Origin of the sequence: Bacteroides sp. 519 (assembly GCF_010500955.1) — a bacterium.
GTDB lineage: Bacteria > Bacteroidota > Bacteroidia > Bacteroidales > Bacteroidaceae > Bacteroides.
The window spans coordinates 315224-331582 of record NZ_QVMJ01000007.1 but is presented as its reverse complement, the minus strand read 5'-3'; the positions used below and the strand labels follow the sequence as shown (position 1 = coordinate 331582).

Sequence of the window (16359 nt, the reverse complement as noted above, 5' to 3'; positions counted from 1 at the left end):
CCGTAAAAAAGAAAACGATAGTTCTGAAAGGATAAAATTTGGATAACCCCAAATAAGCAATAAAGGGAAATATACAAATCTTCCGAACATGACTGGGCATCGCCTGGGGTAATGGAAAACACCATAAAAGCGGGCTGTAAGCCCAGCTCAATAATTAAGCTGCCCTTATCAGGGCGCTAGGCGTGGTTGCTGTTATTACCTGTATATTAGAGATCAAACAAGTCATGAGTATGATTTATATGAATCCCCATATGGGGATTAAGAATTGTGTCACGATATTATTTTCTATTGATATGAATGCCCTACGGGCAATTGTATGCAATATGTGCTACGGCTAATGCCCAGAGGGCATTAGAAAAACTAATAGTTTCATATTCTGGGATGTTTTGTTCGTAATGTCTCCATTGTAACTGTTCGTCCGGTAAGTATATCTTCTGTTCCACGACGCACTGAAGCAATACGTTCTTCACATGTATAAGGAAGTCCGGGAATCGTATCCGACGATTTATGTATGGCCATAAGGTTACGATCTTCTGTTTTTTTATTAATCTTATCCAAAACAAACGCTTCATTCTTTCAATTTAACTAACCTGTGTCAAAAGTCTATTAACCACAGATTAACAAATAACACTGATTAGTAATGAAAAATCAATGTAATCGGTTAATCTGTGGTTGACACTAGAATCAAAATATAAACTTATTCTATTTCTTAGGCGAGTCTGCAAGTGTTTGCACCAAGAAATCATAGAACTTCGGTACACTTGGAATATACGCTCTTTCATCTGGTGAGTGAGGTGAACGTAGAGTAGGCCCGAAAGATATCATATCCAGACCGGGAACAGCGGCACCAATAATACCACACTCTAAACCAGCATGAATTACTTTCACAGCCGGTTCGTTTCCAAACTGTACCTGATATGCTTTCTTCATTGAAGCCAGTATCGGCGAATTTATATTAGGTTGCCATCCACTGTACGATCCGCTCAGTGTAACTTCCATGCCTATCATAGCAAAACAACTTTCAAGGCTGTTAGCCAGATAATCTTTCATTGAATCGCTACTGCTGCGGGCAAGTATTTTAATGGATGCTTCGCGGCTGTCGATAGTTACAATAGCAAGATTGGATGATGTTTCTACTGTATCGGGGATAGTAGGAATCATGCGTGTAACCCCATTCTGACAAGCAAAGATGGCACGTACCAATCCGTCTTGAATTTCTTCGGGAACCAATTCGGCTACTGCATCTATTTTTTCAACAGTAAGTGTAATTGGAGTTTCAACAGCGTTATACTCTTCGTTATACATCGCTTCGTGATCTTTAGCCAGTTCCAGTAAGGTATCAGCATTTTCGGCAGGGATAGAGATAACTACTTCGCACTCACGTGGGATAGCATTGCGCATATTGCCACCATTCCAGCTAGCCAAACGAGCTTCTGCTTCAATAACAGCATCGTACATAAACCGTACCATCAGTTTGTTAGCATTGGCACGTCCTTCGTTTATTTCCAATCCGGAGTGACCACCACGCAAACCTTTTAAAGAAACACGGTAACATACATCACCTTCTTCCGGTTTTACGCCTTCGTATTTCATTTCGGCAGTGATATCAATACCTCCGGCACAGCCGATATAAAGTTCGCCTTCGTCTTCACTATCCAAATTCAGAAGAATCTCACCTTGTAGCTCTCCGGCTTTCAAACCAAAAGCACCTACCATTCCGGTTTCTTCGTCAACTGTAATTAATGCCTCCAGTGGGCCATGTTTCAGGTTCTTATCTTCCAGAATAGCCATAATAGCTGCTACCCCCAAACCATTGTCGCCACCAAGAGTTGTGCCGCGGGCTTTCACCCAGTCGCCATCAATATAGGTTTCTATCGGGTCTTTTGTAAAATCGTGTTTTGTATCATTGTTTGCCTGTGGCACCATATCCATATGGGCCTGTAAGATTATTCCTTTACGGTCTTCCATTCCGGCAGTTGCAGGTTTGCGAATAATCACATTACCTATTTCATCGGTATATGATTCCAAACCGAGCCCTTTTCCAAAGTTTAAAAGGAATTCTGTAATCGGGCCCATAAATCCACTTGGACGAGGAATACGAGTCAGTGAATAGAAATGCTTCCACACATTTTGTGGAGCCAGCGATTCAATTGTTTTCATAGACTTATTTTTTATTTAATTAGTAGTTAGTAGCTAGTAATTAGTAGCTAGTAGCTAGTGGTCAGTAGCCATGCAGCATCTCAACCAGCTACTAGCTACTGACTACTAACTACTGGCTACTAACTACTAGCTACTCTTTTCTTATTCATCACAGGTAGTGCCAGCAGTCCGTAAACTCCCAGTACAATAACTAACAAGGTTTGGATACCATGAACAATAAGTGCAAAAGTTGCAGCTTCGGGGTTACTTACACCATAAAGCATCATCATAGATATCACAGCGAAATGCCAGGGGCCTGCCCCGTTTGGAGTAGGAACAATAACGGCTATGGTACCCCCTACAAACAGAACCAATCCGGCAAGGATACCCAGCCCGGCAGAGAAAGAAAAACAATAAAATGTGATATAAAACTGTAGGAAATAGCATCCCCATATCAATACTGTATATAACACAAATAAAGGGAAATTTCTTACCTTCCGCAAAGAAATAACTCCTTCCCATATATTCAGTACAACTCCTTTCACCTTTTCGAAAAAAGAAAGCGTGCGCAAAAGAAAGTATAGTAAGATTGCAATTGCAATTATACTGAACAATACAATGTAAAACTGGGGAGAGGTGAATACATCGGTAATAGAATGTATATCGGTGCCGGTAGCTTCGAAAAAGCGGGTAAAGGTTTTCATTTGTGTAAGCATAGCCATGGCAGTAATAAGCCCTACACACAATGAGTCGATGATACGTTCGGAAACAACAGTACCCAACGATTTTGAGAAAGAAATACCATCATACTTGGCTAATATGCCACACCTCGAAATCTCGCCCACCCGCGGTAAAACCAGGTTTGTAGCATACGACACAAAAACAGCATTAATACAGTTCGATGTTTTAGGATAAGCATCCATAGCAGCCAAGGTCATTTTCCAACGCCATCCTCTGATTATGTGGCTCATTATTCCAAAGAACAGTGAAGCAATCATCCACCACCAATTCATGCCATATAGCAGTGTTTGCTTCGCATTTTCGAAATCAAAATCTCTGTAAACCCATATTAGGATACCACCCCCTAGAAGTAAGGGAAATACTATTTTAAGTGTCTTTTTTATTAGTTTATTCATGCTAAATCGCTTATTCTTCGGGAAAAAGGCTTACCTTTGTCCACTGCAAACTTAGTTAAAATTATCTGAATAAGCTAATGGGTAATGAGTTTTGAGTAATGAGTTTTGAGTTTTTACTACGCAGCACTATAAAATTCAGAACTCTTAACCCTTTACTCAAAACTCATTACTCAAAACTCAAAACTCAAATGCAGAAGGTAAAACCCAAAAAGTTTCTGGGACAGCATTTCCTGAAGGACTTAAAAATAGCACAGAACATTGCCGATACAGTAGATGCTGTGCCGGATATCCCGATTCTGGAAGTTGGTCCCGGTATGGGAGTGTTAACTCAATTCCTTCTTCCTAAAAAACGTTTGCTGAAAGTGGTTGAACTTGATTATGAATCGGTCGATTACCTGCGTCGGGAGTATCCTGAACTGGAGGACCATATTATTCAGGACGATTTTCTTAAAATGCATCTTAACCGTACTTTCGACGGACAACCTTTTGTACTTACCGGAAACTATCCATATAACATATCCAGTCAGATATTCTTCAAAATGCTGGATTATAAAAACCTGATACCGTGTTGTACAGGCATGATTCAGAAAGAAGTAGCCGAACGTATTGCTGCCAAGCCGGGTAGTAAAACATACGGTATACTAAGCATATTGATTCAGGCATGGTATAATGTAGAATATTTGTTTACAGTAGAGCCGGGAGTGTTTAATCCTCCTCCCAAAGTAAAAAGTGCAGTTATACGCATGACTCGCAACGATGTTACAACATTAGGATGCGACGAAGCGTTATTTAAACGAGTAGTAAAAACCACTTTCAATCAAAGAAGAAAGACATTACGAAACTCAATAAAACCTATTCTGGGCAAAGATTCATCCCTGTTGCAGGATGAATTGTTCAATAAACGCCCGGAACAATTGTCGGTAGAACAATTTATAGAGTTAACGAACAGAGTGTTTAATCAGTTGAAAATTGAGAGTTGAGAGTTGAGTTACAATGCTGTTCTTGCATAATAACTTTTAACTCTCAACTCTCAACTCTCAACTCTCAACTAAGAAGGTTGTGAACGAGGAATACATTGACCAAATAAAAAAACTCATCGTGCTGAAAGAAGCCTCCACTATCAGGGAGCTTCTGCATGATCTTCACCCTGCCGATATTGCTGAATTGATAGATGAATTGAAGCTTGAAGAGGCCAAATTTATCTATATGCAGCTTGATAATGAAACGGCAGCCGACGTTCTTTTGGAGATGGACGAGGATGACCGTAAGGAATTTCTTGATCTTCTGCCGTCGGAAATCATTGCCAAGCGCTTTGTTGATTATATGGATACGGATGATGCTGTAGAAATTATCCGTGATCTGGACGAAGACAAGCAGGAAGAGGTATTATCCCATATCGAAGATATTGAACAGGCAGGAGATATTGTTGACCTGTTGAAATATGACGAAGATACTGCCGGGGGACACATGGGTACGGAAATGGTTGTCGTTAACGAGAACTGGAGTATGCCCGAATGCCTCAAAGAAATGCGTCAGCAGGCCGAGGAACTGGACGAAATATATTATGTGTATGTTGTTGATGATGATGAGAGGTTACGAGGTGTTTTCCCGCTGAAAAAGGTAATTACCTCCCCTTCCGTATCAAAGGTAAAACATGTAATGCGGAAAGATCCCATCTCGGTTAGGGTAGATACCCCAATTGATGAGGTTATTCAAACTATCGAGAAGTACGACCTTGTTGCTATACCGGTAATCGACAGTATAGGACGTTTGGTAGGACGAATCACGGTTGACGATGTGATGGACGAAGCCCGTGAACAACAGGAACGCGACTATCAGTTGGCATCCGGTCTTTCGCAAGATGTTGAAACTACCGACAGTGTATTCCGTCAAACCACTGCCCGTTTGCCCTGGTTACTTATTGGAATGTTTGGGGGTATTGCCAACTCAATGATTTTGGGAAACTTTAATTCTACCTTTGCAGCACATCCCGAAATGGCACTCTATATTCCGTTGATAGGTGGAACGGGTGGAAATGTAGGAACCCAATCTTCTGCGATTGTTGTGCAGGGGTTAGCCAACAGTTCACTTGAACCGAAAGATATTTTCAAGCATGCAGGCAAAGAAGCAGTGGTAGCGCTTATTAATGCAACTATTATCTCTTTATTAGTCTACATTTATAATTTTATACGATTTGGTGCTACAGCAACAGTTACCTATTCAGTATCAATTAGTTTGTTCTCTGTTGTTATGTTTGCTTCCATATTCGGAACCCTTGTTCCTATGACGCTGGAAAAACTTAAAATAGATCCGGCTATTGCAACAGGACCTTTCATATCTATAACAAACGATATTATAGGCATGATGCTGTATATGGGAATTACGGTTTTGTTATCGTAAAAGGAGGTAAAGTGAGGTAAAGGAGGTAAAGTGAGGTAGAGTAGTGATGCCGCATGGTTACTCTACCTCCTTTACCTCCTTTACCTCCTTTTACCTCCTTTTTTTTAAAAAAAATCAGTAAAATCTATGAAGTAATTGTTTTATTTCATTAATTTGCGCACGATTCAATGAATAGCTCAAACCATATCATAAAATAAAAGATAGAATGATGGACTCTCATGACACTAATCTGCCTTTGCAAAAAGAAGAACAGGAAGAAGTAAAGAATACTACTCCCGAAGTTACAACTCAAGAAGCAGTTAAAGCAGAACTCCCGGAAGCAGAAACTCCTATAGCTACAGCAGAGGAAGCAGTTGCTCAACCTGAACCAAAAGAATCTGATACAGACAATGAAGCAGAAAAAGTGGTGCCTAAAGCTGATAAGAAAGGCATTTTGGAGCAGTTGAAAAAATGGGCTACTGATGCTGAGAAAGCAACAAAGCAGGAACTTGACAGTTTAAAACAAAATTTCTATAAACTCCACAATGCGGAAGTTGAAGCTGCAAAAAAGGCTTTTGTTGAAGCTGGTGGTGTAGAGGAAGAGTTTATCCCTACTGCTGATGAATTGGAAGTAGAATTCAAGAAAGTCCTGACTGCTATTAAAGAAAAAAGAAGCCAACTGGCTGCTGATCTCGAAAAGCAAAAAGAAGAGAACCTTACTCAGAAACTGGCTATCATTGATCGATTGAAAGAATTGGTAGAATCTCCCGACGATACAAATAAATCTTATAACGAATTCAAGAAGCTTCAACAACAATGGAATGAAATAAAGTTGATTCCTCAATCCAAAGTAAATGAATTGTGGAAAAACTATCAGCACTATGTTGAGAAGTTCTATGATATTTTAAAACTGAATAACGAATTCCGCGATTACGATTTCAAGAAGAATCTTGAGATTAAAACACATCTTTGCGAAGCTGCCGAAAGACTGGCAGAAGAATCTGATGTTGTATCGGCTTTCCACCAGTTGCAGAAGTTGCATCAGGAATTCCGTGATACAGGCCCCGTAGTCAAAGAACTTCGTGATGAAATATGGAACCGGTTCAAAGCAGCATCAACTGTGGTTAATCGTCGCCATCAACAACATTTCGAAGAGCTGAAAGCTACTGAACAACTTAATCTGGATCAAAAAACCGTTATCTGCGAAATAGTAGAAACAATTGATTATACAGAACTGCAAACATTCAGTGCATGGGAAACTAAAACACAGGAAATTATTGCTTTGCAAAACAAATGGAAAACAATTGGCTTTGCACCGCAAAAAATGAATGTGAAAATATTCGAGCGTTTCCGCAAATCATGTGATGAGTTCTTTAAAAAGAAAGGCGAATTCTTCCGTACTCTTAAAGAGGGTATGAATGAAAACCTTGAAAAGAAGAAAGCATTATGCGAAAAAGCAGAAGCACTGAAAGACAGCACGGATTGGAAAGAAACTGCCGACCTGCTTTCTAAATTGCAGAAAGAATGGAAAACAATTGGGCCGGTACAAAAGAAATATTCCGATATCGTTTGGAAACGCTTCATTGGGGCATGCGATTACTTCTTTGAACAGAAAAATAAAGCAACTTCATCTCAAAAAACAGTTGAACTGGATAATCTTAAAAAGAAAAAATCTATCCTTGAACAGTTGGAAGCGATTGATGATTCAATGGCGGCAGATGAAGCAGAAGAACTGGTACGCGAACTAATGAAAGAGTGGAATACAATTGGTCATGTTCCATTTAAAGAAAAAGACAGAATATATAAACAATATCATACCTGTGTTGATCAGTTGTTCGATCGCTTCAATATGCAGGTTTCTCAGAAGAAACTGAGCAACTTCAAGTCTAACATCAGCAATATTAGTAGCGGTGATAAAGGTGGAGCACAAACGTTGTACAGAGAACGTGAAAAACTACAGCGTACCCGTGATAATATTAAGAACGAATTGCTCACTTATGAAAATAACATGGGATTCCTTACCACCACTTCAAAGAAGGGTAATAGCCTGTTAACAGAAATCAATCGGAAGATTGAAAAACTGAAAGGTGATTTGGAATTGGTATCAGAGAAGATCAAGGTTATTGATGATTCGCTGAGAGAACAAGAATAATGAACAAAGAATTATGACCCCAACAAGGTCAACGCAAAAAGTATTATTGTATGGATGCGTTGACCCTGTTGGGGTCGTTTTATTTAACTATACTCACTTTGTGCACGCACACAAAACGGATAAATTTTGTTAAAAACAACCTTCGAAACCACATAATCTTCTAAACACTCCTATTCTTTTAATATCTTTACGCATCCACAATTAAGAATACGAGAATAATGAAACAAGACTATGGAATAAGCCGACGCAACTTCCTCAAAAACGTAGGCATAGCCAGTATGGGTACATTATTGTTATCAAGCCCATGGCTTTCAGCATTTTCCGAAACCACACACACGGAAAAAGAAAAAATAAAATTAGGTGTTATTGGACCCGGATCGCGTGGACGTCACCTGATGAGCTTCCTCAACAAGAATCCCAGAGTAGAATTTACTGCAATATGCGACATTTACCAACCATCAATTGACGAAACACTACAGATGGTTCCCAATGCCAAAGTATATACAGACTATCGGAAACTGCTGGAAGATAAAGACATTGCAGGAGTTATCATTGCAACACCTCTGAATACCCACTACCAAATAGCAATGGATGCCTTTGATGCCGGCAAACATGTATTCTGCGAAAAATGTCTTGGCTACACTATCGAAGAATGCTACAATATGTACCAACGCCACAAAGAAACCGGACTTGTTTTCTTCTCAGGGCAACAGCGGCTTTTCGATCCCAGGTATATCAAAGCCATGGAAATGGTGCATGCCGGTACATTTGGTGATATAAACGGAATACGCGCTTTCTGGTTCCGGAATGGAGATTGGCGCAGACCAGTACCATCGCCTGAACTGGAACGTCATATAAACTGGCGTTTATACAAAGAATACTCCAAAGGCTTAATGACCGAACTTGCCTGCCATCAGTTGCAAACCGGTAGCTGGGCATTGCGCGAAATACCCGAAAAAGTAATGGGGCATGGAGCTATTACTTTCTGGAAAGATGGTCGCGAGGTTTATGACAATGTTAGCTGTATTTACGTATTTAAAAATGGAGTAAAAATGAACTTTGAGTCGGTTATCTCCAATAAATTCTACGGACTTGAAGAACAAATACTCGGCCATTTAGGAACAGTTGAACCGGAAAAAGGCAAATACTACTTTGAAAGTGTGGCTCCCGCTCCCGGCATTCTTCAGATGGTAAACGAAATAGAAAACAAACTTTTTGATGCATTACCTTTTGCCGGAACAAGCTGGGCACCCGAAACAGCATCGGCAAACAAAGGTGAATTCATTTTGGGCGAGCGTCCTAACTATGGCGATGGTACCGACTTACTGTTGGATGCTTTTGCCGAAGCTGCAATAACGCATAAGCAACCAAAAAACATTGCCGAAGAAGGCTACTATGCCAGTGCACTTTGTTTGCTTGGTCATCAGGCCATTGAGGAAGAACGTACAGTTGCTTTCCCGGATGAATATAAAATTAATTACCTGAATCACAAAAGATAACCTTGTTTTCGTATGAAAGATACCGTCATAACCGCCCGACGTAAAAAAACAGAGATACTTACCTTTCTGTTTTGTTTTCTGATAGCCAATCTGGCAAATCTTTATTCTATCATAGCTTATAAAACATCATACATCGAACTAATAACTTCTATTGGATATGTTGTTGTTGGATCGGTGGTATTATATATACTTTGGAGTATCCTAAGAGGTATATTTTACGGAATACTGTATCTGATTCGCCGAAAAGATAAATAATTGTATTTTGCCAATTCAGTTTATTTATAAAAAGTGGCAGGACGATAGTATAGCCTATGCCTGGTGGCAGGCCATGCATACCCGTATAGACATCGTTTTTTATGGTTCCCATTCGGAAAATCATTTAAAAACTGTAGCCTACAAACTGGAAAAAGAATTGCAGGAACTGGAAAAAACAGGCAGTTACTTCAATGAATCCGGTGAATTGTATCTGTTAAATAAATCCAAAAATAGCACTCCGGTACTAGTCACCAACGAGTTATATTCGATTATAAGTAGTTGTGTGGATTATTATCAGAAAACGCTGGGATATTTCGACATCAGTATAAAATCAGATAACCTTAATAATTGTGCTATGCAATATATCGAATTAGATCCGAACAATAAGTCTGTTTGTTTTAAGCAAGCAGGGATACGGCTCGATCTTTCGGGTTACCTGAAAGGCTGTGGACTGGAAAAGATTCGCAATATTCTGGCAGAATATGATATCCGGGATGCCTTGGTAAACATGGGCAACAGCTCCATATTAGCTCTGGGCAATCATCCTCATGGCGATGGATGGAAGATAAAGTATAATACTCAAACCGGTAATGAAGATACGGAGGTGTTATTGAAGAATGAATGTTTTACAACTTCGGGTAATGAAACTGCCGGGCGAAAGCATATTATCAATCCGCATACAGGATGTTTCATTGAAGGCAAAAAACATGTTTCAGTAATAACTCCCACCGGAACCGAAGGCGAAGCTCTTTCTACAGCACTTTTTGCTGCCAATGCAGAGGATCATGAAAAGATACTTTCTAACTTTCCATACGCAACTTCAATTGTTTAATCTTTATTTTGAAACAATAAATTAACTACTAATCATGGTAACACGAAGAAATTTTTTAAAAACGGTTGCTCTTACCTCTGCCGGACTGGCTGCAGGAGGAACAACAAGTGTTCTGAATGCTGCGAATTACAAGAATGTAGCAGGGGCAGGACGAAAAATAAACATTGCCTATGTAGGTATAGGTAATCGTGGCGAACAAATTATTGGCGATTTCGAACGCACCGGAATGGTAAACGTTGTGGCTTTGTGCGATATTGATATGGGCGCACCACACACACAGAAAGTAATTGCTAAATATCCGAAAGCAAAACAGTTTCAGGATTTTAGACAGATGTTTGATAAAATGGGTAACGAAATCGAAGCTGTTGCTATTGCTACGCCCGACCACTCGCACTTCCCAATTTCAATGCTTGCCATATCACTAGACAAGCATGTGTATGTAGAAAAACCAATGGCACGTACTTTCCACGAAGCCGAACTAATGATGGATGCTGCCCGCAGACATCCCAATGTGGTAACGCAGGTTGGTAACCAAGGTCACTCCGAAGCAAATTACTTCCAGTTTAAAGCATGGCAGGATGCTGGCATTATAAAAGATGTTACAGCAATTACTGCTCACATGAATAATCCACGCCGTTGGCATAAATGGGATACAAACATCTACAAGTATCCCGAAATGCAACCCACTCCTAAAACACTCGACTGGATGAACTGGCATTGCGCTGTTCCTTATCATGAATATAATGAAAAGTATCATCTGGGCGAATGGCGTTGCTGGTACGATTATGGTATGGGTGCACTTGGCGACTGGGGAGCACATATTTTGGATGCTGCGCACGAGTTCCTTGAACTAGGCCTGCCTTATGAAATAACCATGCAGTATGCAAACGGGCATAATGATTATTTCTTCCCTTACTCGTCGACCATCCTTTTCCGTTTCCCACAACGTAAGAGTATGCCTCCGGTAGATATAACCTGGTACGATGGTTTGGATAACCTTCCGCCAATTCCGGCAGGATATGGTTCTTCTAAATCGGATGCCAATGTGCCAACAACCAATCAGGGCGAAGTAAAACCAACAAAAATAAATCCGGGAAAGATTATATATAGTAAAGACTTAACCTTCAAAGGTGGTAGTCATGGTAGTACTCTTTCAATTATCCCTGAAGATAAAGCACGCGATATGGCATCGAAACTACCGGAAGTACCAAAGAGTCCATCCAATCACTTTGAAAATTTCTTGTTAGCCTGTCAGGGAATGGAGAAAACCCGTTCATCATTTGAACTGCACGGACCATTAAGTCAGGTATTCTCACTGGGAGTTATGGCGCAGAGACTAAATACACAACTCTTTTTCGATAGCCGAACAAAACAAATTACAAACAACGAATTTGCAAATGCTATGCTCGCCGGCCTACCACCACGTAAAGGTTGGGAGGAGTTTTATAAATTATAAAGTAGATAAAGGTTATAAAGATAATAAAGAAGATAAAGTTATAAAGATCTACTTTACCTGTTTTACTACTTTATTTACTTTATCTACTTTATAACCTTTACTAACTATAAACAAACATACAATCATCATGAAAAGAAATATTTTATCACTTATCTTTGTTTTTGTAGCTGTTGCCATGTTTGGACAACAGTGGGAGCCTTTATTTAATGGTAAAAACCTGAAAGGCTGGAAGAAGTTAAACGGAAAAGCCGAGTACAAAGTTGTAGACGGAACTATTGTGGGCACTTCTAAATTAGGAACCCCTAACACATTTCTTGCAACAACTAAAAACTATGGCGATTTTATACTTGAGTTTGAATTTAAGGTAGATAATTCGCTGAACTCGGGCGTACAATTTCGTAGCCAGAGTTTGAAAAATTATCAGAATGGTCGTGTACATGGATACCAATTTGAAATAGATCCTGCACCTCGTGCATGGAGTGGTGGTATTTATGACGAAGCACGTCGTGGCTGGCTTTATCCAATGACGGAAAATCCTGCTGCACAAACAGCTTTCAAGAAAGACCAGTGGAATAAAGCTCGTATAGAAGCTATCGGAAACTCAATCCGCACATGGGTGAATGGAATTCCTTGTGCTAACATCTGGGACGATGCAACCCCTTCCGGATTTATAGCACTACAGGTACATTCTATTGGCAAAGCCGAGGAGGAAGGTAAAACAATCAGCTGGCGTGATATCCGTATCATGACTACCGATCTGGACAAATACAGTACTCCCGTTTCTAAAGTAGCACCCGAAGTTAACTGTATCATTAATACAATATCTCCGACTGAAGCCAAAGATAACTGGAAATTACTTTGGGATGGAAAATCTAACGAAGGATGGAGAGGTGCACGTATTGATAACTTCCCTGCAAAAGGTTGGGTTATGGACAATGGCATCCTGAAAGTGTTGAAAAGCGATGGTGGCGAATCGACCAACGGTGGAGACATTGTTACCAAAAAGCAATATAAAAACTTTATCCTGAAAGTTGATTTCAAAATTACTGCAGGAGCAAACAGCGGTATTAAATACTTTGTTGATCCGGGTATGAACAAAGGTGCCGGATCGGCTATCGGTTGCGAATTCCAGATATTGGATGATGAAAAACACCCTGATGCAAAACTTGGTGTAAAGGGTAACCGTAAACTGGGTTCTTTATACGATCTAATCCCTGCTCCCGAAGATAAACCGGTGAAAAAGACCGATTGGAACACAGCCATGATTATTGTTAAAGGTAACCATGTTGAACATTGGTTAAACAACAAGAAGATCATTGAATACGATCGCAATACTCAGATGTTCAATGCCTTAGTAGCCTACAGTAAATACCGCGACTGGCCAAACTTTGGTAACTCAGCACAAGGACACATCTTGTTACAAGATCATGGTGATGAGGTATGGTTCAAGAATGTGAAGATTAAGGAAATACCTTGATGAATTAAGAATTAAGAATTAAAAATTAAGAATTACGATGCCGCACTGGTAATTCTTAATTTTTAATTCTTAATTCTTAATTTCAATTTGACTCCATTTGCTCTCTCGATTTACTTTGAGTAACAATATATACCCCAAGGAAAACCAATCCAATGGCGATTGCTTTTGATATTCCAAAAGTATCCATTCCTAAGATTACAGCAAGAATACTGGCTACAATGGGCTGAACATAATTGTACATACTTACAATGGTAGGTCGCAAGTACTTTTGTCCGGTCATCATACAAATGTACGAAAGGAAAGTAGCTCCCAACACCACATATCCTATCTTTAGCATCATATCCCAAGGGATGGCAGTAAAATCAATACCTACCATATCTCTGTACGAAATTGGGATAAAGCAAAGCGATGCATACACAAACAACCACTTACTAACAGTTACAGGAGAATATTTTTGGATAAGATCTTTAAAAACTGTTAGATATATCACAAAACTGAACTGTGCCATCAGGCAAAGCAGGTCGCCAAGAATATGGCCCGAACCACCCATGGCTGTTGGCTGATTACTGAAAATAAGCACCAACGCCCCCATAGCTCCAACAACTATACCAATTACTTTTTTATTAGTAACCGGTTCTTTGAGATAGATTGCTGCAACAATCATGGTTATAATTGGAGTGGTAGTGGTAATAATCGAAGCATCAATAGGTGATGTTAATGACAAACCAAAAACAAACATTCCCTGGTTAAACACAATACCAAAAATAGCAGCAAAAAAAAGTCGCACCATATCTTTGGGCGAAACCTGTTCTTTAGGTAAAAATGCTGATAGCAACCAAAACGCAACGGCAGCACCAACCATCCGGAATGTAGTGACCGACAAAGCCGAAAATTCTGCTAAAACCGATTTACCAATAGGTGCATTAAGCCCCCATAAAACATTGGCTGCAAATACAGCCACATGTCCTTTCAAACTTTTATCATTCGACATGAGTTCTTTTATTAAAAACGGTGCAAAGATAGTAACTGTTTAAGAACACAGAGCATTCAATGTTATTATGTTGTTACTTCCTATTGAAATATTTTTCCAATAGCCAACCGTCTGTTCAATTCTTTTATGCCACTAAAAATAGTTGAAATAAAAAATCGTTATTGCTTACCCCTTGTCATACGCCCTGTGGCGCCGATTTTAATGCGCATTTTCAAAATGCAGCATTTTGAAATCACGATTTACAGCATAAAAAATGGTAATGATTTGCGAATAGATAAAAACAGACAAGTAAAAACAGATAAGTGAAATTTCAAACTCTGCGTAACTAGCATAACTCTGTGGTTCAAAAAATCAGCTATTCGAAAGTGTAAAAGGATATTCGTTTTTATTCTCTCTCTTTTTTCTTTTCCCGCTTAAACTTCTTTTTTTTGCTTACGTTTATTGAGAATAACTAAAATAATAAAGAGGATGAATTTATCAGATTTTGTAACTAAAATAGCTGACGAATACAAACGTGAAGGACGTTGCCGTACAGCTGAAACGTATTTGTCTACCTTGCGTAGTATGTTGTCTTTTCATGGAGACAGTCTTGATCTGTCCAGTTGTTTTACCCGCGACTGGCTTTACTCTTACCAGGAATATCTGGTTACTTCCGGCTTAAGCCGTAATTCTATCGTTTTTTACATTTCCCGTATTCGGTCCATGTATAATAAAGCCGTTAAACAAGGGTTGGTCGAATTGCAGGGCGGATTATTCGAGCACCTTTTTACCAAAGCAATTCCTACTATGAAACGAGCAGTGTCCAGCAACACTATTTCTCAAATCAATGAGGCAGATCTTAGCGGGTATCCCAGTTTGGAGTTTGCCCGCGATATGTTTATGCTAAGCTTTTACCTTCAGGGAATCTCGTTTATTGATCTTGCCCATTTACGCAAAACCGACATCTATAACAATGTGATTGTTTACCAGCGGCGTAAAACCAGTTCCACAGTTAATATCGCAGTTGAACCAATGGCCTGGGAAATTATCCGGAAGTACGAAAGCCAGACTGCCGGTTCTCCCTACCTCTTACCAATTGTTTCGGGCATCATTTCTGCCGATATGCAACGTGTGTACACCAATGCGCTTCGTACGCATAACCGGCGTTTGAAGAAAATAGCTCTTTTGCTTGGAATAAAAGAAAAGCTAACCTCGTATGTATCCCGGCACAGTTGGGCCACAATAGCCTATCACGAAGGAGTTCCTACAGCCGTTATCAGTGAGGCTATGGGGCACCAAAGTGAAGAAGTTACCCATATTTATCTGAAGTCTTTTGATCAATCTGCTTTATCCAAAGCAAACAAAATGGTTATTAGTGCTATTTTGAAAGTAAGTGAGAAGAACCAACTACAACGAAATCGCCTGAAAAAGACACATCGCCTTGATGAACACGAACGATTGCGAGGTGGTTGAATTTGCTTACAACACGAAAGTCTTTCTTTTATTAGGAGAGGGACATTAATCTGATGCAAATGTAGATCAAATAGACGAATTATCCAAAAGGTAGCAAAAAAAACTCTTTTCTGAATGGAATGAAGTTTAGTAACAAGATTATACAGAAGTGTAATATATTAGAATAAAACACCGTAATTAAGGAAATATGATTACAAACGAGCTGTTTTACTATATGGCGTTTTAACCTATATTAACCTTATGTTTGCTTTTTCCCTTTCCTTTCTATAAACTTCCCCTTACCCAAAGACTTTTCCGGATAACAGTGAAAGAATCAAAATCAAAATGAATCTTTTAATTGGAAATTGTTTACAAATGATTGAAGTGATTTATTAAGTCGCTAAACATGCTTTGTCCCTCTCCTAATAAGAGACGGATCATAAAACGACTAACGACTGATAGACGCGATGCTTAACGAGAAAACCTTGTATTTGATTTATCTGCTACATAAAGCCAATAGATTATGCGCAGATACCGATTTGTCCATGTTTAGTACAGAGAAGAGACGCAATGCTGTTTTAGAACGTGTTCGTTTGCGTAGTTATCTTGAAG

13 protein-coding genes are annotated in these 16359 nt (G+C 39.5%); 9 read left to right on the top strand and 4 right to left on the bottom strand.

Going from position 1 to position 16359, the window contains the following annotated elements; translation table 11 throughout:
• Nucleotides 1-369 precede the first annotated feature (369 nt).
• The 3 genes from D0T85_RS09510 to D0T85_RS09500 form a co-directional block, all read right to left on the bottom strand.
• Nucleotides 370-558 carry a hypothetical protein gene (locus tag D0T85_RS09510; protein WP_163212617.1) on the bottom strand — a complete coding sequence of 63 codons (189 nt, stop codon included), beginning with the start codon at nucleotides 556-558 and terminating at the stop codon, nucleotides 370-372.
• A 144-nt stretch (nucleotides 559-702) separates the two neighbouring features.
• Nucleotides 703-2160 (bottom strand): aminoacyl-histidine dipeptidase, encoded by a 1458-nt coding sequence (locus D0T85_RS09505; protein WP_163212614.1) that lies wholly within the window; start codon nucleotides 2158-2160, stop codon nucleotides 703-705.
• Between the two features lie 119 nt (nucleotides 2161-2279).
• On the bottom strand, nucleotides 2280-3275 hold the full coding sequence (locus D0T85_RS09500) for a lysylphosphatidylglycerol synthase transmembrane domain-containing protein (RefSeq protein WP_163212612.1): 996 nt from the start codon (nucleotides 3273-3275) through the stop codon (nucleotides 2280-2282).
• Between the two features lie 188 nt (nucleotides 3276-3463).
• Between D0T85_RS09500 and rsmA the strand changes: the two genes are divergently transcribed.
• The 8 genes from rsmA to D0T85_RS09460 all read left to right on the top strand — a co-directional run bounded on the left by rsmA (nucleotide 3464) and on the right by D0T85_RS09460 (nucleotide 13325).
• Nucleotides 3464-4255: a 16S rRNA (adenine(1518)-N(6)/adenine(1519)-N(6))-dimethyltransferase RsmA gene (gene rsmA / locus D0T85_RS09495; RefSeq protein WP_163212610.1), complete on the top strand. Its 792-nt coding sequence runs from the start codon at nucleotides 3464-3466 to the stop codon at nucleotides 4253-4255.
• A gap of 79 nt (nucleotides 4256-4334) precedes the next feature.
• The gene (gene mgtE / locus D0T85_RS09490; RefSeq protein ID WP_163212608.1) at nucleotides 4335-5675 is read left to right on the top strand and encodes a magnesium transporter; all 1341 of its coding nucleotides are present in this window, start codon (nucleotides 4335-4337) and stop codon (nucleotides 5673-5675) included.
• A 205-nt stretch (nucleotides 5676-5880) separates the two neighbouring features.
• Nucleotides 5881-7806, top strand: a complete 1926-nt coding sequence (locus tag D0T85_RS09485) for a DUF349 domain-containing protein (protein ID WP_163212606.1) — start codon at nucleotides 5881-5883, stop codon at nucleotides 7804-7806.
• 218 nt (nucleotides 7807-8024) lie between these two features.
• Nucleotides 8025-9305 carry a Gfo/Idh/MocA family protein gene (locus D0T85_RS09480; RefSeq protein ID WP_163212604.1) on the top strand — a complete coding sequence of 427 codons (1281 nt, stop codon included), beginning with the start codon at nucleotides 8025-8027 and terminating at the stop codon, nucleotides 9303-9305.
• A gap of 12 nt (nucleotides 9306-9317) precedes the next feature.
• Nucleotides 9318-9560 (top strand): hypothetical protein, encoded by a 243-nt coding sequence (locus D0T85_RS09475; protein ID WP_163212602.1) that lies wholly within the window; start codon nucleotides 9318-9320, stop codon nucleotides 9558-9560.
• Nucleotides 9561-9567: 7 nt separating this feature from the next.
• Nucleotides 9568-10392: an FAD:protein FMN transferase gene (locus D0T85_RS09470; protein WP_163212600.1), complete on the top strand. Its 825-nt coding sequence runs from the start codon at nucleotides 9568-9570 to the stop codon at nucleotides 10390-10392.
• Nucleotides 10393-10426: 34 nt separating this feature from the next.
• Entirely contained in the window at nucleotides 10427-11848 is a 1422-nt protein-coding gene (locus D0T85_RS09465) for a Gfo/Idh/MocA family oxidoreductase (protein ID WP_163212597.1), read from the top strand.
• 127 nt (nucleotides 11849-11975) lie between these two features.
• Entirely contained in the window at nucleotides 11976-13325 is a 1350-nt protein-coding gene (locus D0T85_RS09460; protein WP_163212595.1) for a DUF1080 domain-containing protein, read from the top strand.
• 82 nt (nucleotides 13326-13407) lie between these two features.
• Here D0T85_RS09460 and D0T85_RS09455 read toward each other — a convergent pair whose 3' ends face one another.
• Nucleotides 13408-14316, bottom strand: coding sequence for a DMT family transporter (locus D0T85_RS09455; protein ID WP_163212593.1), 909 nt, complete (start codon nucleotides 14314-14316; stop codon nucleotides 13408-13410).
• 468 nt (nucleotides 14317-14784) lie between these two features.
• Between D0T85_RS09455 and D0T85_RS09450 the strand changes: the two genes are divergently transcribed.
• The gene (locus D0T85_RS09450) at nucleotides 14785-15768 is read left to right on the top strand and encodes a site-specific integrase (RefSeq protein WP_163212591.1); all 984 of its coding nucleotides are present in this window, start codon (nucleotides 14785-14787) and stop codon (nucleotides 15766-15768) included.
• Nucleotides 15769-16359 lie beyond the last annotated feature (591 nt).